The 21175-nt window shown below is 74.1% G+C and carries 21 protein-coding genes; 13 read left to right on the plus strand and 8 right to left on the minus strand.

The features are described 5' to 3' along the window. The first annotated feature begins 17 nt into the window (after positions 1–17). The 7 genes from ABFT23_RS05080 to ABFT23_RS05110 all read left to right on the plus strand — a co-directional run bounded on the left by ABFT23_RS05080 (position 18) and on the right by ABFT23_RS05110 (position 8858). On the plus strand, positions 18–359 hold the full coding sequence (locus ABFT23_RS05080) for a YciI family protein (RefSeq protein ID WP_347893085.1): 342 nt from the start codon (positions 18–20) through the stop codon (positions 357–359). 86 nt (positions 360–445) lie between these two features. Beyond that, the gene (locus tag ABFT23_RS05085) at positions 446–907 is read left to right on the plus strand and encodes a tRNA (cytidine(34)-2'-O)-methyltransferase (RefSeq protein WP_347893086.1); all 462 of its coding nucleotides are present in this window, start codon (positions 446–448) and stop codon (positions 905–907) included. A 209-nt stretch (positions 908–1116) separates the two neighbouring features. Beyond that, positions 1117–2601 carry a dicarboxylate/amino acid:cation symporter gene (locus ABFT23_RS05090; RefSeq protein ID WP_347893087.1) on the plus strand — a complete coding sequence of 495 codons (1485 nt, stop codon included), beginning with the start codon at positions 1117–1119 and terminating at the stop codon, positions 2599–2601. Then, positions 2598–3914, plus strand: coding sequence for a fibronectin type III domain-containing protein (locus ABFT23_RS05095; RefSeq protein ID WP_347893089.1), 1317 nt, complete (start codon positions 2598–2600; stop codon positions 3912–3914). Before ABFT23_RS05090 ends, ABFT23_RS05095 begins: the two co-directional genes overlap by 4 nt. Before the next feature lie 171 nt (positions 3915–4085). Continuing rightward, positions 4086–6941, plus strand: a complete 2856-nt coding sequence (locus ABFT23_RS05100; protein ID WP_347893091.1) for an Ig-like domain repeat protein — start codon at positions 4086–4088, stop codon at positions 6939–6941. 100 nt (positions 6942–7041) lie between these two features. Continuing rightward, positions 7042–8289 (plus strand): SLC13 family permease, encoded by a 1248-nt coding sequence (locus ABFT23_RS05105; protein ID WP_347893092.1) that lies wholly within the window; start codon positions 7042–7044, stop codon positions 8287–8289. Further along, entirely contained in the window at positions 8286–8858 is a 573-nt protein-coding gene (locus ABFT23_RS05110) for a GNAT family N-acetyltransferase (protein WP_347893094.1), read from the plus strand. The genes ABFT23_RS05105 and ABFT23_RS05110 overlap by 4 nt, the downstream gene beginning before the upstream one ends. A gap of 25 nt (positions 8859–8883) precedes the next feature. On the opposite strand, the gene ABFT23_RS05115 is transcribed toward ABFT23_RS05110, so the two are convergent. Beyond that, positions 8884–9291 carry a hypothetical protein gene (locus ABFT23_RS05115; RefSeq protein ID WP_347893095.1) on the minus strand — a complete coding sequence of 136 codons (408 nt, stop codon included), beginning with the start codon at positions 9289–9291 and terminating at the stop codon, positions 8884–8886. Between the two features lie 124 nt (positions 9292–9415). On the opposite strand from ABFT23_RS05115, the gene ABFT23_RS05120 reads away from it, so the two are divergent. Then, on the plus strand, positions 9416–10132 hold the full coding sequence (locus ABFT23_RS05120; protein ID WP_347893097.1) for a VOC family protein: 717 nt from the start codon (positions 9416–9418) through the stop codon (positions 10130–10132). Positions 10133–10183: 51 nt separating this feature from the next. Continuing rightward, positions 10184–10867 (plus strand): hypothetical protein, encoded by a 684-nt coding sequence (locus tag ABFT23_RS05125; RefSeq protein WP_347893099.1) that lies wholly within the window; start codon positions 10184–10186, stop codon positions 10865–10867. Between the two features lie 3 nt (positions 10868–10870). Here ABFT23_RS05125 and ABFT23_RS05130 read toward each other — a convergent pair whose 3' ends face one another. From ABFT23_RS05130 to ABFT23_RS05140, 3 genes are all read right to left on the minus strand, one after another. Beyond that, the gene (locus tag ABFT23_RS05130; protein WP_347893100.1) at positions 10871–11614 is read right to left on the minus strand and encodes a vWA domain-containing protein; all 744 of its coding nucleotides are present in this window, start codon (positions 11612–11614) and stop codon (positions 10871–10873) included. A 206-nt stretch (positions 11615–11820) separates the two neighbouring features. Beyond that, positions 11821–12723 carry an AAA family ATPase gene (locus ABFT23_RS05135; RefSeq protein WP_347894019.1) on the minus strand — a complete coding sequence of 301 codons (903 nt, stop codon included), beginning with the start codon at positions 12721–12723 and terminating at the stop codon, positions 11821–11823. A 10-nt stretch (positions 12724–12733) separates the two neighbouring features. Beyond that, the gene (locus tag ABFT23_RS05140) at positions 12734–13846 is read right to left on the minus strand and encodes a Zn-dependent alcohol dehydrogenase (RefSeq protein ID WP_347893102.1); all 1113 of its coding nucleotides are present in this window, start codon (positions 13844–13846) and stop codon (positions 12734–12736) included. Positions 13847–13993: 147 nt separating this feature from the next. Between ABFT23_RS05140 and ABFT23_RS05145 the strand changes: the two genes are divergently transcribed. From ABFT23_RS05145 to ABFT23_RS05155, 3 genes are read left to right on the plus strand one after another with little or no spacing between them, the layout of a single operon-like run. Then, entirely contained in the window at positions 13994–15637 is a 1644-nt protein-coding gene (locus tag ABFT23_RS05145) for a sigma-54-dependent Fis family transcriptional regulator (protein ID WP_347893104.1), read from the plus strand. Positions 15638–15691: 54 nt separating this feature from the next. Next, entirely contained in the window at positions 15692–15928 is a 237-nt protein-coding gene (locus tag ABFT23_RS05150) for a WhiB family transcriptional regulator (protein WP_347893105.1), read from the plus strand. After that, complete coding sequence (locus ABFT23_RS05155) at positions 15925–16050, plus strand: hypothetical protein (RefSeq protein WP_347893107.1); 126 nt, start codon at positions 15925–15927, stop codon at positions 16048–16050. Before ABFT23_RS05150 ends, ABFT23_RS05155 begins: the two co-directional genes overlap by 4 nt. Here the strand turns inward: ABFT23_RS05155 and ABFT23_RS05160 are convergent. After that, positions 16047–16661, minus strand: coding sequence for a TetR/AcrR family transcriptional regulator (locus tag ABFT23_RS05160; RefSeq protein ID WP_347893108.1), 615 nt, complete (start codon positions 16659–16661; stop codon positions 16047–16049). The genes ABFT23_RS05155 and ABFT23_RS05160 overlap by 4 nt on opposite strands. 82 nt (positions 16662–16743) lie before the next feature. Continuing rightward, positions 16744–17355 (minus strand): TetR/AcrR family transcriptional regulator, encoded by a 612-nt coding sequence (locus ABFT23_RS05165; protein ID WP_347893110.1) that lies wholly within the window; start codon positions 17353–17355, stop codon positions 16744–16746. A 44-nt stretch (positions 17356–17399) separates the two neighbouring features. Between ABFT23_RS05165 and ABFT23_RS05170 the strand changes: the two genes are divergently transcribed. After that, the gene (locus ABFT23_RS05170; RefSeq protein ID WP_347893112.1) at positions 17400–18626 is read left to right on the plus strand and encodes an oxygenase MpaB family protein; all 1227 of its coding nucleotides are present in this window, start codon (positions 17400–17402) and stop codon (positions 18624–18626) included. A 3-nt stretch (positions 18627–18629) separates the two neighbouring features. Here the strand turns inward: ABFT23_RS05170 and ABFT23_RS05175 are convergent, their stop codons facing one another. After that, positions 18630–19898 (minus strand): enolase C-terminal domain-like protein, encoded by a 1269-nt coding sequence (locus ABFT23_RS05175; RefSeq protein WP_347893114.1) that lies wholly within the window; start codon positions 19896–19898, stop codon positions 18630–18632. 98 nt (positions 19899–19996) lie between these two features. Continuing rightward, positions 19997–21166 carry an acyl-CoA dehydrogenase family protein gene (locus tag ABFT23_RS05180; protein WP_347893116.1) on the minus strand — a complete coding sequence of 390 codons (1170 nt, stop codon included), beginning with the start codon at positions 21164–21166 and terminating at the stop codon, positions 19997–19999. Positions 21167–21175: the final 9 nt, after the last annotated feature.

Raw genomic sequence — 21175 nt, forward strand, 5'->3', positions numbered from 1 at the left:
GCCGGGTCGGCGTGGGCATGACCAGGTACCTCATCTCGTTCCCCAGTCGCACCATGGTCGTCCCCGACGGTGAGTGGGACGCGACGGTCGAGGACTCGCACGCCGTGATGCGCGCGGCCAGGGAGGCCGGCGTCTACGTGTTCGCCGGCGGCCTCGACGAGGCGCTCGCGCCCGCGACGGTCGCGGCCGACGGCACCGTGACGTCGGCGTACGCGCCCGAGACCGCGAGGCTCGACGGCGGGTGGTGCGTGCTCGACCTGCCGACCTACGACGACGCGCTGGCGTGGGCGGCTCGGATCGCGACCGCGTGCCGGGCCCCGCAGGAGGTGCGGGCGTTCATGCACGACCCGGAGTCCTGACCCCGGCGGCACCCGGCGGGCCTCGTCCAGCGGCCCGGCTCGCGATCTCGCGCGGCCGAGGCCTGACGCCTGGCACGATGGCGGCCGTGCTGCACATCGTGTTCGTCGAACCGCGCATCCCGCAGAACTCGGGCAACGCGATCCGGCTCTGCGCCGCGACGGGTGCCCACCTGCACCTCGTCGAGCCGCTCGGCTTCGACCTGTCCGACGCCAAGCTGCGCCGCGCCGGGCTGGACTACCACGACCTCGCCGTCGTCACGGTGCACCCCGACCTCGACCACCTCTGGACGACGCTCGGCCCGGCCACGGTCTACGCCTTCACCACCGCGGCCACGCGCTCGTTCGCCGAGGTCTCCTACGCCGACGGTGACGTGCTGGTCTTCGGCCCCGAGCCGACCGGCCTCGACGAGGCCGTGCTGGCCGACCCGCACGTCACCGACCGGCTGCGCATCCCGATGCTCGCCGGTCGCCGCTCGCTCAACCTGAGCAACTCCGCCGCCGTCGCGGTCTACGAGGCCTGGCGCCAGCTGGGGTTCGCGGGCGCCTGAGCCTCGCCCGGCGGCGCCCCGACGGGCTTCCGCTACCTCCGTATCGGCCTCGAAAGCAACAAAAGAGAGTCTTTTACTCTAGATTTGCGTGTCGGACGAGCAGATGTCGCGCGCGGTGATTGCGCTCGGCTCTTAAACATGTCTAAGGTGATCGAAATACTAGACATGGCCATCGGGGGCCGTTCGACAGAAGGGCCGCGGGATCGCCCATGCTCAGCTACACCGTCACCGCGCTCCTGATCACGCTGGGGCTGTTCGCCGGCCTGCACGTGCTCGGCAAGCGCCTCAACTTCAGCGTGGTCACGCTGGTGGCCCTCGGCCTCGGCGTCGCCGTCGGCGTCGTCTTCGAGGGCCGCCTCGACTACGTCGAGCCGGTCGGCAAGGTCTACCTCAACCTGCTGCTGGCCGTCGTCGCCCCGCTGATCGTCGTCTCGATCCTGTCGAGCATCACCTCGTTGGGCAGCACCGCGCAGCTCAAGACGATCGGTGCGCGCTCGATCTTCTGGCTGATGACGCTCAACGCCATCGCCGTCGTGCTCACCCTCGGGCTGGCGCTCCAGGTGGGCCTCGGCAAGGGCGCCGACATCACCCTCGGCGAGACGAACACCTCGGCGCTGGAGAACATCAAGAAGCCGTTCAGCGAGGTGTTCGTCGACTTCTTCCCCACCAACATCGTCACCGACGTCGCCGAGACCAACGTCATCCCGATCATCGTGCTCAGCGTGGCCGTCGCGGTCGCCTGCTCCCTCATCGCCGACCGGCGTCCCGAGGCCGTCGCCCCGTTCACCGGGCTCGTCGAGGCCGCCCGCGAGATCATCTTCCGTGCCGTCGGCTTCGTCATCGCCCTGACCCCCTACGCCGTGCTGTCGCTCACCGCGGTGGCCACCTCGCGCGCGGCCGGCCAGTGGTCGACGATGACCTCGCTGCTCACCCTGCTCGGCCTGGCCTACCTGGCCTGCTTCCTGCACGCCTTCGTGGTCAACGGCATCCTGCTGCGGGTCTTCGCCGACGTCAGTCCCGTCCGGTTCTTCCGCAAGCTGGCCCCCGCGCAGCTGACCGCCTTCACCACCCAGAGCAGCGCCGGCACGTTGCCGGTGACCACCCGCCTGCTGCGCGAGCGGGTCGGCGTCCCCTCCGACGTCGCCGGGTTCACCGCCCCGCTCGGCACCACCATCGGCATGCCGGGCTGCGCCGGCGTCTGGCCGGTGCTCATCGCCGTGTACGGCGTCAACGCCCTCGGCCTCGGCTGGGGCGTCCAGGACTACGTGGTGCTGGTGCTGCTCGGCGTCATCGTCTCCGTCGGCACCGCCGGCGTGCCCGGCACCGCCACCATCACCGCGACCACCGTGCTCACCGCAGCCGGCCTGCCGCTCGAGCTGGTCGCCATCACGCTGCCGGTGAGCATGGTCGCCGACATGGCCCGCACGATGGACAACGTCACCTCCGCGGCCGTCGCCGCCACCATCGTCGCCCGGCAGGAGGGCCGCCTCGACGACGCCGTCTTCGACGCCGACGCCGAGCCGGACCGGCCGCCCGGACAGCCGGGCGGTCGTCGCAGCCTCACCGTCCCCGACGAGGAGTACGCGGTGCCCGTCGGCGCCTGCGCCCTGCCCGCTCGTCCCGATGCCACCCGCACGTTCCCCGCCGTCCCGGCGGACACCGACCAGCCCGATCACCGAGGAGTGACCGTATGACCACCCGCCCCCGCCGGGTCCTGCCGCTGGCCCTGGCCGCGCTGCTGCCCACCGTGCTGCTCGCCCTGGGGCTCGGCGCGCTGCTGACGCCGGCCCAGGCCGCCCCCACGCCGCTCCGTGCAGCCGACGGCTGGGTCGACGGCGCCGACGAGTTCCCGTGCCTCGACGACGTCACGTGCCTGTGGATCCAGGACTGCGAGCTCGACGAGAACCAGCACCCGATCTACCCCAACCGGAACGGCACGACGTCCTACCCGGCCGGCAGCTACAGCTACGCCGACGAGCACCAGGCACCCCCGCCGCCCACCCCCACCAACCCGACGCCGACGACGCCCGCCCCGGGCAACGGAGGCTCGAACAACGGCTCGGGCGGCTCGGGCGGCTCGGGCGGCTCGGGCGGCTCGGGCGGCTCGGGCGGCGGTGGAGTGACGCCGAGCCCCGCCACCCCGACGGCGCCCACGCCGACCACGCCGGTCCCCGGCACCACCACCGACCCGGTCACCGGCCTGCCGACCGACGTCGCCACCCAGCCCGTCGTGCCGGTCGGCGCACCGAGCGCGCTCGCCGCACCGACCCTCACCGTGCAGGGCAAGACGGTCACCGTGGCGTGGGTGGCCTCGCCCAACGCCGAGATCGAGCAGGTCACCGGCTACCTGATCCGCTTCACCGGCCAGGCAGCCATCGAGCTCGACGCCACGACCTTCAGCCACACCTTCGAGAACCTCAAGCCGGGCAGCTACCGCGCCGCGGTGTGGGCCAAGAACGCCGCAGGCGAGGGCGCGGGCTCGCCGCCGTCCGAGCCGGTTGTCGTCGGCGCCAACCCGGTCTCGGTCAAGGGCACCGTCGCGGTCACCGGCGACCTCGAGCCGGGTGCCACCGTCACGCTGACCGGCACCGGCTTCGCCAAGCGCATCGAGGGATTCGCCGTCGAGCTCCACTCCGACCCGGTCGCGCTCGGCACCGTCGACACCGACGACGCGGGCGGCTTCTCCCTGCAGGTCGCCATCCCCGCCACCGTGCCGGCGGGCGACCACGACGTCGTCGTGCTGTTCGGCGGACAGCAGGTCTCGGCCTCGCCCGTCGTCGTCGCCGAGGCCGGCACGGCGGCGGCCGCGGCAGCCGTGCCGGAGGCCGCCGCCGACGTCGCCACCACCGACGCGGCGGCCGGCGACCCGGTCCCCGACCAGGCCGGCGCGCTCATCCTCGGTGCCCTCGCGGCCGCCGGGCTGTTCGCCCTGCTCTACCGCGGGCTGCGCGGACGTCGTCGTCCGGCCGTGACCGGACCGGTCCCGGCGGCGGCCCATGCCTCCTAGCACGACCCTGCTGCGTCTCGGGCGCGACGACGCGGCGGGGTGAGGCCCGCGCCCCACGAACGACAGCGCTGGGCTGCCGCCCCCTGGCAGGTGATGCGGCAGCCCAGCCACCCGACACGTCTCGACGACACCTCAGGCCTGCCCATCCTGGCAGCAGAAAGTGACGGACCCATGAACTCGCGCACCCTCGCGCGCCGCTCCACCGCCGCCGGCGGCGTCCTCGCCCTCGTGGCGACGGCCCTGCTCGGCGCCGCGCCCATCGCCCACGCCGACCCCGCGGTGCCGGCCCCCGGGGCCGCCCGGGCCGCCGCCGACTACCCCGCACCCACCCACGGCGACACCATCGACTTCTTCGACGACGCCTACGACGCGCTCGGCCCCGACAGCGTCTTCGAGACGGTGACCTTCGAGCGGTTCGAGTACCTGCTCAAGAAGCCGACCGGGAAGTTCGCCTTCGTCGTCGGCGGTCCCGAGGACGCCGACCTGCAGCGCACCATCGGCCACATCGACGCCGTCGCGAAGGCCGAGGGCATCGAGAAGGTCTACAACTTCGACCCCAACCTCGACGGAGACGCGCTCAGCGTCTTCGACCTCACCGGCTACGACCTCGCCACCGCCGACAACGCCGGTAAGGACCAGTTCCTCGACCTCGGCGAGCGGCTGGTCACCAGCTACCTCGGCAAGGACGCGCAGACGCCCTTCACGTTGGCGGCCGATGCCACCAAGCCCGACCAGCGCGTCGCCCCGACGCACCCCTACCTGTTCGTCTACGACGCCTCCGGCGGCGAGACCGACCGCATCGTCGACGCGCTCGTCACCCCGCCGACCGACCTGAGCTCGCCGTCCGCGACGACGGCGTACCGCGCCGAGGTGAAGCGGGTGCTCACCTCGGTGACGCTCGACGTCGACACGCAGTGGGACTTCCTCAGCTCCGAGCACAACCGGCGCCACTTCGAGCGCTACGTGCGCAACGCCGACCCCGCCGTCCAGGCCGCGAACCTCAGGCGGTTCGGCGGCGACATCTTCGATGCCGCCACCGACCTCACCGACGGCGACGAGGACGACTTCCGCATCGAGAACATCACCTACCCCGAGCTGATCGACGTGCTCGACAGCGACGGCGACTTCGTCATCCTGTTCGGCGGCACCTGGTGCCACAACACGGCCGCGATCATCAAGCAGACGGCCCAGCTGGCCCGTGAGCACGGGGTGAGAAAGGTCTACAACTTCGACTTCTCGCTCGACTCCACCGGCAACGGCGGCACGCTCGACAAGCACATCCGCGACAACGCCTTCCGCACCGTCGGCGGCCAGTCGCTCCAGACCCGCCCGTCGTTCCTCTACGGCGAGATCCTCGAGCGCCTCGGCAACGCCAGCACGCAGTACCGCATCACCGACACCGAGGCCGGCAGCCAGTCGGTGAGCCCGGTGCGGTACTACGAGGACGGCGTCGTTCCCGAGCCCGCCACCCCGGCCGTCGGCGAGAAGCTGGCCCGCAAGATCCAGGTCGGCCACCTGCTGTCGTACTCGAAGGGACGCCAGGTCGGCGGCCAGGCCGCCCCCGTGGTCGACCAGGCCATCCGGTCGAGCTGGACCAACCCCGACGGCGGCACCTTCGCCGGCAACCTCGAGTACATGACCGAGTGGTGGTACACGCTCGGCAAGGACGCCGTCTTCGACGCCGCCGACCCCGACCACCTCCGGGGCTCGGTCAACGTCGCCGCCGCTGCGGGCCAGAACTCGCTGCAGAACCAGCGCAACTTCGCCCGCGAGGCGATCCGCGACGTCGGCGACGTCATCGCCGGGGTCTCGGGCGGCTACGACAGCGAGGTCACCGCATCCGGCCTGCCGGCCTCGGTCGCCGTCGGCCAGCAGACGCCGCTCTCGGCCCAGGTCGCCGTCGCGTCGGACTTCGACGGCTTCTACTCCGACCGCACCGCCGGCCCGACCACGGCGCCGCTCACCGGCGACCGGCCGCTCGGCGGCACCGTCGAGGTCTTCGTCGACGCCACCCGCGTCGCGCAGGCCGACCTGACGCCGGGACGTACCGCCGCCCTCGCGGGCACCATCCCGGCCCTGGCGGCCGGCGCCCACGAGCTGCGTGTCGTCTACAGCGGCGGACAGGGCGGACTGGTCCAGGCAACCGAGCTGACGCAGCCGCTCGACATCGCCGCCAACGCCTCGACGGTGACGCTCGCCGAGCCCTCGCGGCTGAGCCACGGCACCGTCGGTCGCCTGACCGCCGCCGTGACGCCCGGCGCCACCGGCACGGTCCGGCTCGTCGGCCTGCCGGGCGGCGACGTCGACGGCACTATCGTCGACGGCACCGCGACGTTCGCCGTCCCCGCGGCGACGCCGGCCGGCCGCTACACCGTGACGGCGTCCTACGGCGGCGACGCCACTAACGCGTCGTCGACCTCGGCCCCGCTCGACGTCGTCGTCGCTAAGGCGCTGACGATCGTGCAGGTCGCGTCGAGCACCGTCGCCTACGGCAAGGGCGGCGCCCTCACCGTCAAGGTCGTCAGCCCGGCCGGTGTCGCGGTGTCCGGTCCCGTCACCCTCACCGGCGTCGGGGTCGCCCAGACCCGACAGCTCGCCGGCGGCAGCGCCACGTTCACGCTGCCCCGGGGTCTCGCGCCCGCGAAGTACTCCGCGCGGTTCACCTACGGCGGCACCTCCGATCTCGGCGCCTCGCTCTCGCAGGTCTCCTACACGATCGCCAAGGGCGTCCCGGGCCGACCGACCGCCACGCCGGTCAAGGCGCTGAAGGCCGGCAAGGCAGGGCGCCTGAAGGTCTCGGTGCCGACGGCCGCCGGCCTGGCGAAGGCCTCGGGACGGGTGACGGTGACGTTGTCGAAGGGCGCCCAGAAGCGGGTCCTGCGGGGCGTTCTCAAGCCCAACGGCGTCGTCCAGGTCGCCACGCCGAAGCTGGCGAAGGGCACCTGGAAGGCCGTCGTCGTCTACGGCGGCGACGCGAGCTACGTCTCGGCGAGGTCCGCGGTGGCGAAGCTGGTTGTCAGGAAGTAGGACGCGCGACACGCAGGGCCGACGGCCCCGACCCGGTCCCGGGTCGGGGCCGTCGTCACGTCGGTGCCGCACGACCGGCGCGAGGTGACACCATGGTCGGGTGACCACGTTGCTGGCCGACGCGGTCGCGCTCCTCGCCCTGGCCGGCCTGCTGGCCGTCGCGATCGGGCACCTGCCGTGGCGGCTCGAGGCGGCGGCGTCCGTGCTCGCGGCGGTGGTCGTGCTGCCGACCGGGCTCGTGCACCGTGAGGCGCTGGTCGACACCGTCCGCGAGCTCGCGCCGGTCGTGGTCTTCCTGGTCGCGATCCTCGTCGTGGCGAACATGTGCGACCGGGCGGGGCTGTTCCTCGCGGCGGCACGCGCCGTCGGCGCGGTCAGCGGCGGTCGGCCGCGGCGGCTGTTCCTCGGCATGTTCCTGCTCGCCGCGCTGGTCACCGCCGTCCTCAGCCTCGACGCGACCGTGGTGCTGCTGACGCCGATCGTCGTCGGCGCGGCCGGGGCGCTCGGCTCGTCGGGCCGGCCCGGTGCGCACGCGTGCCTGCGCATGGCCAACTCCGCCTCGCTGCTGCTGCCGGTCTCCAACCTCACCAACCTGCTCGCGCTGCCGTCGCTCGACCTCGACGTCGCCGGGTTCGCCGCGCGCATGGCGCCGGTGCTGCTGGTCGTGCTGGTCGTCGAGTACGTCGGGCTGCGCCTGATCTTCCGCCGCGAGCTCGCGGCGCCGCCGCGCCCCGACCCCGACGCCGTGGCCGAGCCCGCGCCGGTGCCGTGGGTGCCGCTGGTCGTCGTGGTGCTGATGCTCGCGGCGTTCGTCGTGCTGTCGCGCTGGGACGTCGAGCCGGCCTGGCCGGCCGGTGCGGCCGCCGTCGTGCTGGTGCTCTGGGCCCGGGCACGGGGGCTGGTCACCCCGCGCGAGGTCGTCCGGGCCGCGCACCCGTCGTTCGCGCTGCTCGTGCTGTCGCTCGGCGTCGTCGTCGCCGCGGTCTCCGAAGGGTTCCTCGGCGACGTGGTCGCCGACCTGCTGCCCGGCTCCACGTCGTTCGTCGCGCTGCTGGCGATCGCCGTCCTCGCGACCGCCTCGGCCGCGGCCCTGACCAACCTGTCGGCCACGATCCTGCTGGTGCCGCTCGTCGCGCCCCTCGGTACCACCGCCGTGCTCGCGGCCCTGCTCGGGCTCAACATCGGCTCCGGCATCACCTGGACCGGCTCGCTCGCCAATCTGCTGTGGCGCCGCACCCTCGCCGGCGCCGGCCGCACCGTGTCGAACGCCGAGTTCCACCGGGTCTCGCTGCTCATCACCCCGGTCTCGCTCGTCGCCGCCGTCGCCACCCTGGCCCTGGTCTCGTGAGCGCTGGTCGGGGCGAGCCCGCGCGCGTCGTCCTGCGCCGGTTCCGGCGCGCCGACGTGCCGGCCGTGCGCGCGCTGTTCGCCGAGCCCGACGTCGTGCAGTGGAACCCGGGCCCGCCCGTGCTCGACGCCGCCGCCTGGGTCGCCGACAGCAACGCCGGCACCGGCGACGCGCTGTTCCGCACCTGGGCGGTCGCCGACGCCGCCGACGACCGCTTCCTCGGCACCGTCTCGGTCTTCGGCATCCGCGGCGGCGAGGCCGAGGTCGGCTACCGCGTGCTGGCCGCCGAGACCGGGCGTGGTGTCGCGACCGCCGCCGTCCGGGCCGCCGTGCGCCGGGCCGCCGACGAGATCGGCGTCCGGGCCGTGCGGCTGCAGCACGCCGTCGACAACCCGGCCTCGTGCACGGTCGCCGACCGTGCCGGCTTCACGCTCGTGGGCACCCTGCCCGGCACCGAGCCCTACGGCGACGGGCGGCTGCACGACGAGCACCTGCACCGGCTCGACCTGCCCGTGCCTCCGGACGACGCCCGGGGCGCCCGGCGTCCGTGGCGGCGACGCCGGTCGTGATGCCGGCCGTCCGGCCGGGACGGGCTCAGAACTCGCCGGGCCCGCAGTCGGCGGTGACCTCGGAGAACGCCTCGAACTTCTCGAGCTCGTCGTCGCTGAAGACCTCCGAGGGCTCTTTGCCGGCGAGGTCCTCGGCGCCGTCCGCGTCGAGGCCGGCCAGGAGGTCGACGTAGATCTCGAAGCCCTCGCGGGCGTCGGCGTCGACGTCGGGCGTGCCGACCTCCCGGAGCCGGTCGGCGTAGTCGTGGGCGGCGTCGACCGCCTCGTCGGGGTCGTCGCTGCCGAACCCGTCGGGCTCGTCGAGGAACGTCTCGCAGAAGTCCTCCCGGGACGCGTCCTCGGGGGCGCCGGACGCGTCGTCGCCGCCGCAGGCGGCGAGGGACAGGACGAACGCGGCGGTGGTCAGCGTGGTCGTCGTGCGTGCGAGTCGCATGGGTCCCGTGTGCCCGGTCGGCGGCGGCGGCAATCCTCCCTCTGCGTTCCGGGTGACGGCCGGCGCCTGCGCCGGCCACGAGAAGTCGGTTGCCACCGCCCGGCGGTCTTCCTAGCGTCGGGGGATGACCCTTGCGGTGCACGCCCTGACGATGGACGCCCACGACCCCGCGGCGCTGGCCGGGTTCTGGGGCGACCTCCTCGGCTGGCCGGCCGCCGCCGACGGCCGCGGCGGGTACGCGCTCGAGCCGACCGACGAGACCGGGTTCCGCCTGCGCTTCGTGCGCGACCCGGCTCCGAGGACGCTGCCCAACTACCTGCACTTCGACCTCACCACCACCTCGCTCGAGGACCAGGCGGCCTCGGTCGCCCGGGTGCTCGAGCTCGGCGGGCGCCACCACGACGTCGGCCAGTCGCCGGACGAGGACCACGTCGTGCTGGCCGATCCCGAGGGCAACGAGATGTGCGTGACCCCGCCCGGCAACCGGTTCCTGGCCGGCTGCCCCCGCATCGGGTGCCTGTCGGGCGACGGCAGCGGGGCCGTCGGCCGGTTCTGGAGCTCCGCGCTCGGGTGGCCGCTCGTGTGGGACCAGGACGAGGAGACCGCGATCCAGTCGCCCGCTGGCGGGCCGAAGATGTCGTGGGGCGGGCCGCCCTACAACGCCAAGCCGGCCAAGAACCGGGTCCACCTCGACCTCGTGCCGGCCCCCGGCAGCAGCCAGGACGACGAGGTCGAACGCCTGCTCGGCCTGGGGGCCGTCCCCACCGACATCGGTCAGGACGACGTGCCGTGGGTCGTGCTGGCCGACCCCGACGGCAACCAGCTCTGCGTGCTGCCGTGACCCCACCTGCCGGGTGAGCGCAGCCCGGCGCGCGTCGGCCAGGCTGGGCCCATGGGCGTGTTCAAGTTCCTGGCCAGGAAGGGCGGCGGCTTCGCCGCGCCGCGCATCGGCCGCATCGCGCCCGGTCTCACCGAGGGGTTCCTGCTCAAGGTGCTCGACCGGGCGATCAGCGGCACCGGGCCGTTCGACCCGGCGGCCCAGGTGGCCGAGGAGGCGCTGGCCGAGGCCGACGGCGACGTCGACCGCGCCGTCGAGGCGCTGGTCGGCTCGCACGTGCGGCTGGCAGGGGCGCAGGGCTTCCTGACCAACGTCGGCGGTCTGGTGACGGTCGCCGTCACCATCCCGGCCAACGTGACCGGGCTGGTCATGGTGCAGCTGCGCCTGCACACGGCCATCGCCCTGCTGCACGAGCTCGACCTCGACGACGAGGGCGTGCGCGCCGCCGTCCTGGTGACGCTGCTGGGGCACGACGAGACCGAGAAGCTGGTGCGCAAGAAGGAGCTGCCCGGCAACGCCCGCTGGCTTGCCTCGGGCGGTGCGATCGGCCCCGACGGCGGACGTCGGGTCGCGGCCCAGGTGGCCGCGGCGCTGGTCGCGGCCCTCGGCGGCAAGCAGCTCGCCGGCATGGTCGGCAAGCGCGTGCCCGTGCTCGGTGGGCTCGTCGGCGCCGTCACCGACGCGCGGGCGACCCGACGTCTCGGACGCGACGCCGACCGCGACCTGCGCGCGACCTAGCCCTCAGACGCGGTCGTCGGCGAGCAACCGGTTCAGCGCCGCCGGGACGTCGAGCACCGACTGGATCGGGGCGGTGCGAGCCCCGCTCTCGCGGGCGAGCCGGCGGGCCTCGTCGTCGTCGCCGGCGGGCGCGAGGACGACGAGCTCGTCGAGGCTGCGGGCGACGGGGGTGGCGTCGACCTCGTCGGTCACGCGGCAGTCGGAGAGCAGCAGGACGACGCGACGCCGGGCACGGGCGCCCGCGAGCTGCGCCTGCGCCTCGCGCAGCGCACCGGCGAGGCCGGTCGTGCCGTGGCCGCGGAGGGCGAGCACGCGCTCGATGGTCGCGGTCGGGCGAGCGGCGTCGGCGAGCCGCTTGAGTGTCGTCGCCGTCGAGGCGAAGGCGACGACGGCGTGTTCCTGCGGGGCGTAGGTCAGGCACGCCGCCGCCGCGACGGCGGCCGTGGTGAGGCGGGCTCCGTTCATCGAGCCGGAGTGGTCGACGACCAGGCACAGGGCGAGGTCCGGCCGGCTCCAGGCGCTCGCGGTGAGATCGTCGAGCGAGGGCATGCGGGCCTCGGCCCGGGCGCCGACGACGGCGTCCATCGAGCGGTCGAGGTCGAGGTCACCGCCGCGGTGTGCCGGGACCGGACGTGGTCTGGCCACCCCGCGGTTGCGGGGGATGCCGCGTCGCGTCTGGTCGATGATCAGCCGCGGCGCCAGGCGCCGCACGGCGGCTCGTAGCCGCTCGTCGGTCGCGTGCGACATCTCGACCAGGAGCGTGAGGGTGGCGTCGGGATCGTCGCGCAGCGCGTCGTCCAGGGCGTCGAGGTCGAGCTCGCCGACCTCGGGGGAGAGCTCGGCGAAGGCCGGGTTCTTCGCCAGGTCGGCGCGTCCCGTCGTCCGCGGTGCCGAGCGACGCTGGCGCGACTCGGGCTTGGAGGGTGGTGGGATGCCCGCCCCGGGCGGCGGGCTCAGCGTTCCCCCGGCGGCCCCTCGTCCCGATGGTCGGACGACGTGTCCGACGGATCGTCGGGCTCGGCGCCGAACACGGCGACGTAGATCTCGGTGACGACGTCCTCGGGTCGGCGGTCGCAGCCGTCCTGCAGCCGGATGCGGCCGGAGAGCGACGCCTGCGCGGCGGCCAGGCCGACGTGCCAGTCGTCGGTCGTCACGCCGCGCAGGCCGGCGAGCTCGACCGACAGCCGGGCGACGTCGATGGCCCCGCGCACCGACGAGCCGAACCGGACGTCGTCGTGCGAGCGGGTCCGCCGGACCAGGTCGACGACGCGGGCCCGCCAGGCGGGGTCGAGGTCGTCGGTCCGGGTCGCGACGATCGCCTCCTCGGCCGTCGCGGTCTGGTAGTCCATCGAGATGCGGCAGGTGCGGTCGTAGAGCGCGCTCGAGACCCGCGCGGTACCGACGGCGTCGAACGGGTTCATCGCGGCGACCAGGGCGAAGCCGGGCACGGCGGTGACCCGGCCGAGCCTCGGCACGGTGATCTCGAGCTCGGACATCGCGGTGAGGAGCACGTTGAGGGTCTCCTCCGGGATCCGGTTCAGCTCCTCCACGTACAGCAGCCCGCCCGTGCGCATCGCCTCGAGGAGGGGGCCGTCGGCGAAGATCTCCGCCACGTACCCCTTCGAGAGCACCAGTGCCGGGTCGAAGTGGCCGATCAACCGCGCCGGGGTCAGCTCGGCGTTGCCCTCGACCATGACGAACGGGATGTGCCGCGTGGCCGCGACCCGGCGCAGGAGGGTCGACTTGCCCGTGCCCGGAGGGCCCTCGAGCAGCACGTGCGCGCCGCTGCGCAGGGCGGCCTCGAGCAGCTCGGCCTCGGCCTCGCGGTCGACGACCGTCGTGGTCACCTGGCTGATGACGTCGTCCTCAGTGGCTGTGGACGACGACGCCGCGCACGTTCTTGCCCGCGAGCAGGTCGTCGTAGCCCTCGTTGACCTGGTCGAGCGTGTAGGTGCGGGTGACGATCTCGTCGAGCTTGATGTCGCCGCTCTGGTAGAGGCCGAGGATCCGCGGGATGTCGGTCGTCGGGTTGCAGTCGCCGAACAGGCTGCCCTTCAGGGTCTTGCGGAACAGGGTCATGATCGAGCCCGGCAGCTCGACGTTCTGCTCGTCGAGCTTGTTGAGGCCGGTGAGCACGACGGTTCCGCCCTTGCCGATGGCGTTGAAGCCGCCGGCGACGATCTCGGAGGTCAGCAGGCCGGGGGTGAGGATCGCGGAGTCGGCCATCTGGCCACGGGTCAGGTCGGTGACGGTCTCCATCGCCTCGTCGGTGCTGGCGAAGGAGTGCGTGGCGCCGAGCTCCATCGCCTTCTCGCGCTTGTTCTCGAGCGGGTCGATCGCGATGATGTTCTTCGCCCCGGCCATGCGGGCGCCCTGCACGGCGTTGATGCCGATGCCGCCGACGCCGATGACCAGCACGGTCTCGCCGGCCTTCACGTTCGCGGTGTTCACCGCGGCGCCCCAGCCGGTCGGCACGCCGCAGCCGACGAGCACCGCCTTCTCGAGCGGCAGGTCGTCGTCGACGGTGACGCAGGAGTTCTGGTGGATGACGCCGTACTGGCTGAAGGTGCCCAGCATGCACATCGCGCCGTAGTCGCCGCGCGGGCCGGTGATCGGGAACCGCTCGCCGGGCAGGTAGCCCTCGAGGATGGTCGCGCCCATGTCGCAGATGGACTGCTGGCCGTTGGCGCAGTAGCGACAGCTGCCGCAGTTGGGGATGAACGAGCACACGACGTGGTCGCCCGGCTTGACCCGCGTCACCCCGGGCCCGACCTCCTGGATGATCCCGGCGCCCTCGTGGCCCAGGACCATCGGCAGCCGGGCCTCGAGGTCGCCGTGGGCGACGTGGACGTCGGAGTGGCACAGCCCGGCGTGGGTGTACTGGATGAGGACCTCGCCCTCGCGGGGCTTGTCGAGGGTGAGCTCCTCGATCTCGATCGGCTTGCCGGCTTCGATGACGACTGCGGCCTGGGTCTTCACGGTGGACTCCTCGAGCTCGGACGGCGGGGGGCGGGCCCGCCCACCGTGGCACCGGGCGCCGGCCGTGACTGTTCAGGAACTGGACAGTCGCGCTCACCCGTCCGGGGGCATGATGGTGACGACCGCCACACCGTCAGGAGGTGCCCGATGGCGTCGAGCGACACGGCCCGCGAGGTCCCCGACGCACGGCCCGACATCGCGGCCTCGTGGCGGCGCGCCGAGCTCGCCGGGGTGGCTCGCCAGGGCGGGTTCGAGCACCTCGTGCCCGGTGCCTACGACACCCACAGCGCGCTGCTCGTCGGCGCCGCGCCGGTGCTCGAGCAGCTCGAGGAGGGCCTGCGCGGCACCGGCTACTCGACCATCCTCGGCGACCGCGAGTGCCGGGTCGTGCGCCGGTGGTTCGACGACGACCGCACCCGGGCCGGGTTCGACTCGCTCAACATCCGCGAGGGCGCCAGCCTGCTCGAGGACGTCGTCGGCACCAACGGGCTCGGCACCGTGGTCGAGACCCGGCACCCCGTGGTCATCCACGGCGCCGAGCACTTCTCCGTGGCCCTGCGCCGCTTCAGCTGCTACGGCCACCCGATCCGGCACCCGCTGACCCGCCGCATCGAGGGGGTCCTCGACGTGTCAGCGCTCGTCGAGACCGCCAACCCGCTCCTGCAGCCCTTGATCGCCCGCGCCGTCCGCGACATCGAGCAGCGACTGCTCGACGGCAGCCGGGCCTCGGAGAAGAGCCTGCTCGCGGCCTTCCAGGCGGCGTCCGGGCACACCCGCCGCGCCGTGCTGGCCGTCGGCGAGGACATCGTGATGTGCAACCAGGCGGCCTCCGACCTGCTCAGCCCGGCCGACGTCGCCCTCCTGCGGGTGCTCGCCGACGACCCGCCCGAGGCCGGCGAGAGCACCATCCGAGTCAGCCTCGAGACCGGTCGCGCGGCCGACGTCGACGTCACCCGGGTCGCCGGCGCGCGCCGCGGGGTGCTGCTGAGGGTCGAGGAACGGTCCACCGGGCCCCACCTGACGCCACGGGCCCTGTCGACCTCGGTGCTGATGCGCGCGCCCGCGCCGACGCTCGTGCACGGGCCACCCGGGACCGGGCGGTCCACGCGGGCCCGCGAGCTGGCCCCGCTGCCGACCAAGGTGCTCCGGGCCGCCACCGCGCTGCTCGACGGCGAGTCGGCCTGGGCCCACGAGCTCGCCGAGGCCACGCGCCGGTGGGCGGGCTCGGTGGTCGTCGACGGCATCGACCTGCTCCCCGACGAGCTGCTCGACCTGGTGATCGAGTGCGTCGACCGTCGCAACCGCCCCCAGCTCGTGCTCACCTCCGGTCCCGTCGCCGAGCTCACGGGCCGGGCGGCGACGCTGGCCGGCACGGCCGTCGTCCGGGAGGAGCTGGTGCCGCTCGCGGCGCGCCGCTCGCAGATCCCCGACCTCGCCTCGTCGATGCTCGCCGACGTGACCCCCAACGGCGCCGCGCACCTGACGCCCGGCGCGATCCGGGCACTCACCGCCCAGGAGTGGCCGGGCAACCTGCGCGAGCTGCGGGCGGCCGTCGTCCACGCCGCCGAGCGTCGCTCGACCGGCGGCATCGTCGTCGCCGACCTCCCCGAGCGCTACCAGGTGACGGCGCCCGCCCGGCCGCTCGCCGCCCTCGACCGGGCCGAGCGCGACGCGATCGTCTGCGCCCTGCGCGCCCACGGCGGCAACAAGGTGCAGGCGGCGCGCGAGCTCGGCGTCTCGCGCACCACGCTCTACGCGCGCATCCGCGCGCTGCGCATCAGCGACTGGTAGGCGCTGCCACCCGACTGCAAGAGCGGCGCAAGCGCTCCGGGTCATCGTCGGAGCATGACGAACCTGCCGTGCAGCGCCGACCTCGACCTCTGGTTCGCCGAGCAGCCGGGCGACCTCGCCGTCGCCCAGGCGCGCTGCGACGCGTGCCCCCTGGCCACCGCGTGCCTCGCCGGTGCGCTCGAGCGGCGCGAGCCGTGGGGCGTGTGGGGCGGGCGCATCATCGTCGACGGCGAGGTGGTCGCGACCAAGCGTGGGCGCGGGCGTCCGCGCAAGCTCGTGGCGGCGTCGTGAACGCCCGGTCGTGGCTGGCCGGGGCGGCGGCCCTGACGGCCCTCGTGGCCGGCTCGCTGCTGCTGCCCGAGCCGCCGGCGGTCAGCGCGACCGACCCGCCGGCACGGTCGCACACGCCCTAGGCGAGGAGGCTGCGCTCGGCCGTCTCGGTCAGCAGGCGGATCGTCGCGGCCAGTCCCGCGCCGCGGTCGGCGCGCAGCGCGTCGAACGTCTCGAACGAGGTGAGCACCCACAGCGTGTGACCCGCGGTCGCCGGCGTGACGCCGGCGCGCAGGGCGCCGTCCTTCCTGAGGCGACGCGCGAGCTTGTCGACCGCCGTCTTGCGCTCCTCCTCCAGCTCGCGCACCTGGCCGTCGCTCGAGTCGGGGTCGAGCAGGTCCATCGCCCGGACGGCGCGCCACACGACGGCGTCGCCCTCCCACAGGCGCGAGGTCGCGTCGATGGTCGCGCGGAGGTGCTCGACGCCCGAGTCGGCCTCGGCCGCGCCGGCCACGAACGGCTGCGCCGAGGAGTCCCACAGGTCGCGGAGGAACTCGGAGATGAGCGCTCCACGCGAGCCGAACGAGGTGTAGATGGTCGAGCGCGCGACGCCGGCCTCCTGCGCGACCCGGTCGAGACCGAGGGGCTCGGTCGGCGACTCGCGCAGCTGCGCGCCCACCGCCTCGATGATCCGCGACCGTGTCTGGGCGGCGTTCTCGGCTCGGACGACCTGCTCGTACTTGCGCGGACTCATAGTCCTATGAAACCAGACTGCCCCCGTGGGGCCGGGAGCCTGCAGGCCCGCGGCCCGACCGGCTCTCGTGTTCCGGGCCCGCTCACCGGCGCACCGGGCCGGGCGACGGGCCGAGGTAGCCGCTGCACAGCACGACGACCTCGTCGAGGAAGTCGTCGCGGGCGATCGGCGGCGCGTCGAGGACGTAGCGCACGGTGAGGTGCTCGACGGCGGTGACGAGCACCCAGGCGGTGCGGGCGTGGTCGACCGAGCGGGTCTGCCCCGGCCGAGCGGCGAGCCAGGCCACGACGAGCTCGCGCACGCGGCGCTCCAGCGCCTGACGGCGGGCCCGGTCGCGCGACAGCGGCAGCTCCTCGGTGACGACGCGGAGCAGTTCCGGGTCGGCGGAGAGCGCGTCGAGCAACGCGACCGCGGTCGCGCGGATCATGGCCGGGCCGCTCTCGCCGATCCGGTCGGCGAGAGCGGCCGCCGCCTGCTCGGAGACCGCCGCGGTGTGCCGGTCGACGACGGCGCTGACGAGCGCGTGCTTGTCGGGGAAGTACTGGTAGAGCGAACCGGGGCTGACGCCGGCCGCGGTCGCGACCCGGTTGGTGGAGAACGACTCGTAGCCGTCGCGCTCGAGCACCGCGCGGGCGGCGGCGAGCAGCCGTTCGACCATGTCGCGGGAGCGTTGCTGCTGCGGTTGCCTGCGCACGAACACGAATGGTATGCGAGTAATCGCTCGCGTCACGATGGGGCATGACCACGATGACGACCACGAGCCCACCACCGACCCGGTTCCGCGAGGCCGAGGCGCGCGGACGCCGTCTCGGCCGGCCCCTGCGGGCGGTCGCAGCGATCCAGGAGGTCGACGAGGCGCTCATGACCACGATCGGCGAGCGGCTGACGGCCCGCGACGAGCTCGGCGCGGAGCTCGCGCACGCGATGCGGTTGCGAGTAGGCTCGCCGGGGCGGGTCACGCACGCCGACCTGCGCACGGCTCTCCACGACGGCATCGACGCCGTCGCCGAACCGGCGCCGGCGCTCGTCGAGTTCCTGGCCCACGTGAGCGCGGTGCCCGACTGGGTCGACTGGGACCTGCTCCACGAGGGCGGCGAGGTCTTCAACCGGTTCGGCCAGAACGCCGCCGACGTGCTCACCCAGCTCTCCCTCGTCGGTGGCTACCGCTTCGGTGGTCCGACGGACCTCCTCGTCGCCACCGGCGGTCTCACCGGCGGCAGCACGCGCCGCCGCCTCGCCGAGACCCAGAAGTGGGCGACGACGCTCTCGGAGCGCGACGCGCTGCGGCCCGGCGGCGAGGCCTGGCGGCTCACGCTGCACGTGCGCGCGATGCACGCGCTGGTCAACGCCTCGTTCGAGCCGCGCTGGGCCACCGAGCGCTGGGGCCTGCCGATCAACCGGACCGACCTGGCCGCGACCCTCGGTCTGTTCGACGCCGTCACCCTGCTCGGCGTCCGCGGGCTCGGCGTCCCGGTGAGCCGGCGCGACTCCCAGGCCGCCATGCACCTGTGGAAGTACGTCGGCTGGTTGCTGGGGGTCGACGACGACTGGCTCGTCGACTCCGAGCGCGAGCGCCACCGCATCAACTACCACCTCCTGCTGGCCCAGTCCGACGTCTCCGAGGCCGGCCCACGACTGGCCGGCGCGGTCGTCGGCGCCCAGGTCGAGCGGCACTACGACCACCTGCCCGCGCTCCGCCGCCGGTTCGAGCGCGAGCGGCTGCTGAGCATGCTCACCGTCTTCCTCGGCCCGCAGAGCATGCGCGAGCTCGGCCTGCCCGTGCGCCCGCCCTGGGCGTTCGCCTATGTCGTCCCGCTCAACGTGCTGCGCTACCGCTCCGTCGGTCGGACGCCGTGGGGTCGGCGCCACCTCGACCGCTGGGGCCGGCGGGTCAGCGCGTCCGTGCTCCGCTCCTACTACGGCGACGACGTCGAGCAGCACCTCGGTCCGCTCGGGACCGGTTAAGCCTCACCAGCGCGGGACCCGCTCGTCGGCATCGGGTCGGAGCCGTCGCAGGTAGCCGGCGTCGTCGCGCGTACGTAGCCCGCAGTCGCGGTACTGACGGTGCAGCCGGGCGAGCGCGGCGCGGTCGAGCTCGACGCCGAGCCCGGGCGCGGTCGGCACGCCGGCCGCGCCGTCGACGAGCCCGGGCGCACCGGGGCGGACGACGTCCTCGTCGGGCGAGCGCCACGACCACGGGGTGTCGCAGCCGCGGGCCAGCAGCGGCGTGGCCGCGGCCAGGTGGGTCAGGGCGGCGAACGAGACGCCGAGGTGGTCGGGGGCCTCCAGCGACAGGGTCCGGCCGGCGTCGGCGCAGCGGGCGGCGACGTCCTGGACGGCGCGCAGGCCGCCCCACGCGTGCGGGTCGACGCGCACCTCCCGCAGGGCGTCGACGGCGAGCGCCGACGCCAGCTCGTCCGGCGTCCGCACCGACGCGCTGACGCCCAGCGGCGGGTCGAGCGTCGCCGCCTCCTGCGCCACGGCGCCCAGGCCCTCGACGCCGGGGGTCGGGTCGTCGAGCTGGTCGACGACGCCGGCGAGCTCGTGCGCGACCCACCGCGACGTCTCGACGGTCCAGGCCCCGTGGGCCACGAGGCCCAGCGCGACGCCGGGGAACTGGTGGCGCAGCGTCCGCATCGCCGCGACCTCGGTCGCGGGCGGCAGCACGCCGCCGTGCAGGGTGATCGCCCCGAGGCCGGAGCGCCGGGCGAGCCGGTCGGCCTGCCGCACGAGCCCGGGCGGGTCCAGCGCCTCGACCTCGTCGTCAGGGGCGCCGGGATGGCCCGCCCGCGTGTAGAAGAGCGGCGTCGACCACGGCACCCGGTCGCGCACCTGGCCTCCGAGCAACGCGTGCACGGGGACGCCGGCGAGCCGGGCCTCGGCGTCGAGGCAGGCGACCTCGAAGGGGGCGAGCACCGGACGGTCGTCCGCCGTCCGGACGACGGCGGCCCGGACGGCATCGGGGTCGCGGACGTCGAGGCCGACGAGCGCCCCGGCCACGCGCTCGAGGCGGCGCAGGTGCTCCTCGTCGCCGTCGGACTCACCGAGCCCGGTCGGGCCCGACGCCGTCACGACCTCGACCACCGACCGCAGCGCGAACGGCTCGTGGATGCCGGCGCCGATGTAGCGGGGCGCCGCGTGGAAGGCGACCGGGGTCACGACGACCCGGACGATGCGTCCGCGGTCGTCGGTCGCGGTGCTCGCTGCTGTGGGGGGGACAGGCGGCTGGGTGGTCATCACCCCCGATCCTGCCCACCCCGTCGTGGCGGCGGGGCCGCCCGTCCGTCTCCGGAGGCCCGGGCCGTGTGGTAGCGGTGCGGGGCCGTCGGGAGCCGTCAGAGGTGAGTGATCTCCCCGTCGCCGCCGGCCTTGACGTCGATCGAGCGACTGATGACGAGCCGCTGGATCTGGTTGGTGCCCTCGAAGATCTGCATCACCTTCGCCTCGCGCATGAAGCGCTCGACGGGGAAGTCCTTGGTGTAGCCGGCGCCGCCGAGCACCTGGACGGCGTCGGTGGTCACTCGCATGGCGTTGTCGGTGGCGACGAGCTTGGCGATCGAGGCCTCGCGGCCGAACGGCAGCCCGGCGTCGCGCAGCCTCGCTGCGTGGAGGGTGGTCGCCCGGGCGGTCTGCACGGCGGCCTCCATGTCGGCCAGCACGAAGCCGAGGCCCTGGTGGTCGAGGATTCGCTGACCGAACGCCGTGCGCTCGCGCGCGTAGGCGAGCGCGTGGTCGAGGGCGCCCTGCGCGAGACCCGTGGCGACGGCGGCGATGCCGAGGCGGCCGGAGTCGAGGCCGGCGAGCGCGATCTTGAGGCCGTCGCCCTCCTCGCCGAGGCGGCGCTCGACCGGGACGCGGACGCCGTCGAGGCGCATCGTCGTGGTGTGCGAGCCGGTGAGGCCCATCTTGCGCTCGGGCGGGTCGGCGCTGAGTCCCTCGGCCGAGGCGGGCACCAGGAAGCACGAGATGCCCCGCGACCCCTCACCGGTGCGCGCCATCACCTTGTAGAAGTCGGCCTGGCCGCCGTGCGTCGTCCAGGCCTTGGCGCCGTCGAGCACGTAGTCGTCGCCGTCGCGGCGCGCCGTCGTGCGCATGGCGGCGGGGTCGGAGCCGGCGTGCGCCTCGGAGAGGCAGTAGGCACCGAGCTGGTCGCCGGCGAGCATCTCGGGCAGCCACGCCTTCTGCTCCTCGGTGCCGCGGGTGTAGAGCCCGAAGCACGACAGGGCGTGCACCGAGACGCCGACGCCGACCGAGGCCCACACCGAGCCGAGCTCCTCGAGCACCTGCAGGTAGACCTCGTAGGGGACGCCGCCGCCGCCGACCTCCTCGGGATAGGGCAGGCCGAGCAGGCCGGTCTTGCCGAGCATCCGGAAGACCTCGCGCGGGAAGGTCTCGGTGGCCTCGGCCTCGGTCACCAGCGGGGCGAGCTCGGTGATGCAGATCTGACGGACCAGCTGGAGCAGGTCGGCGTGCTCCTCGGTGGCGAGGACTCGGCGTGCGGGCATGACCCGACC

The organism is Nocardioides secundeburneus (assembly GCF_039939255.1).
Classification (GTDB): Bacteria; Actinomycetota; Actinomycetes; order Propionibacteriales; family Nocardioidaceae; genus Nocardioides.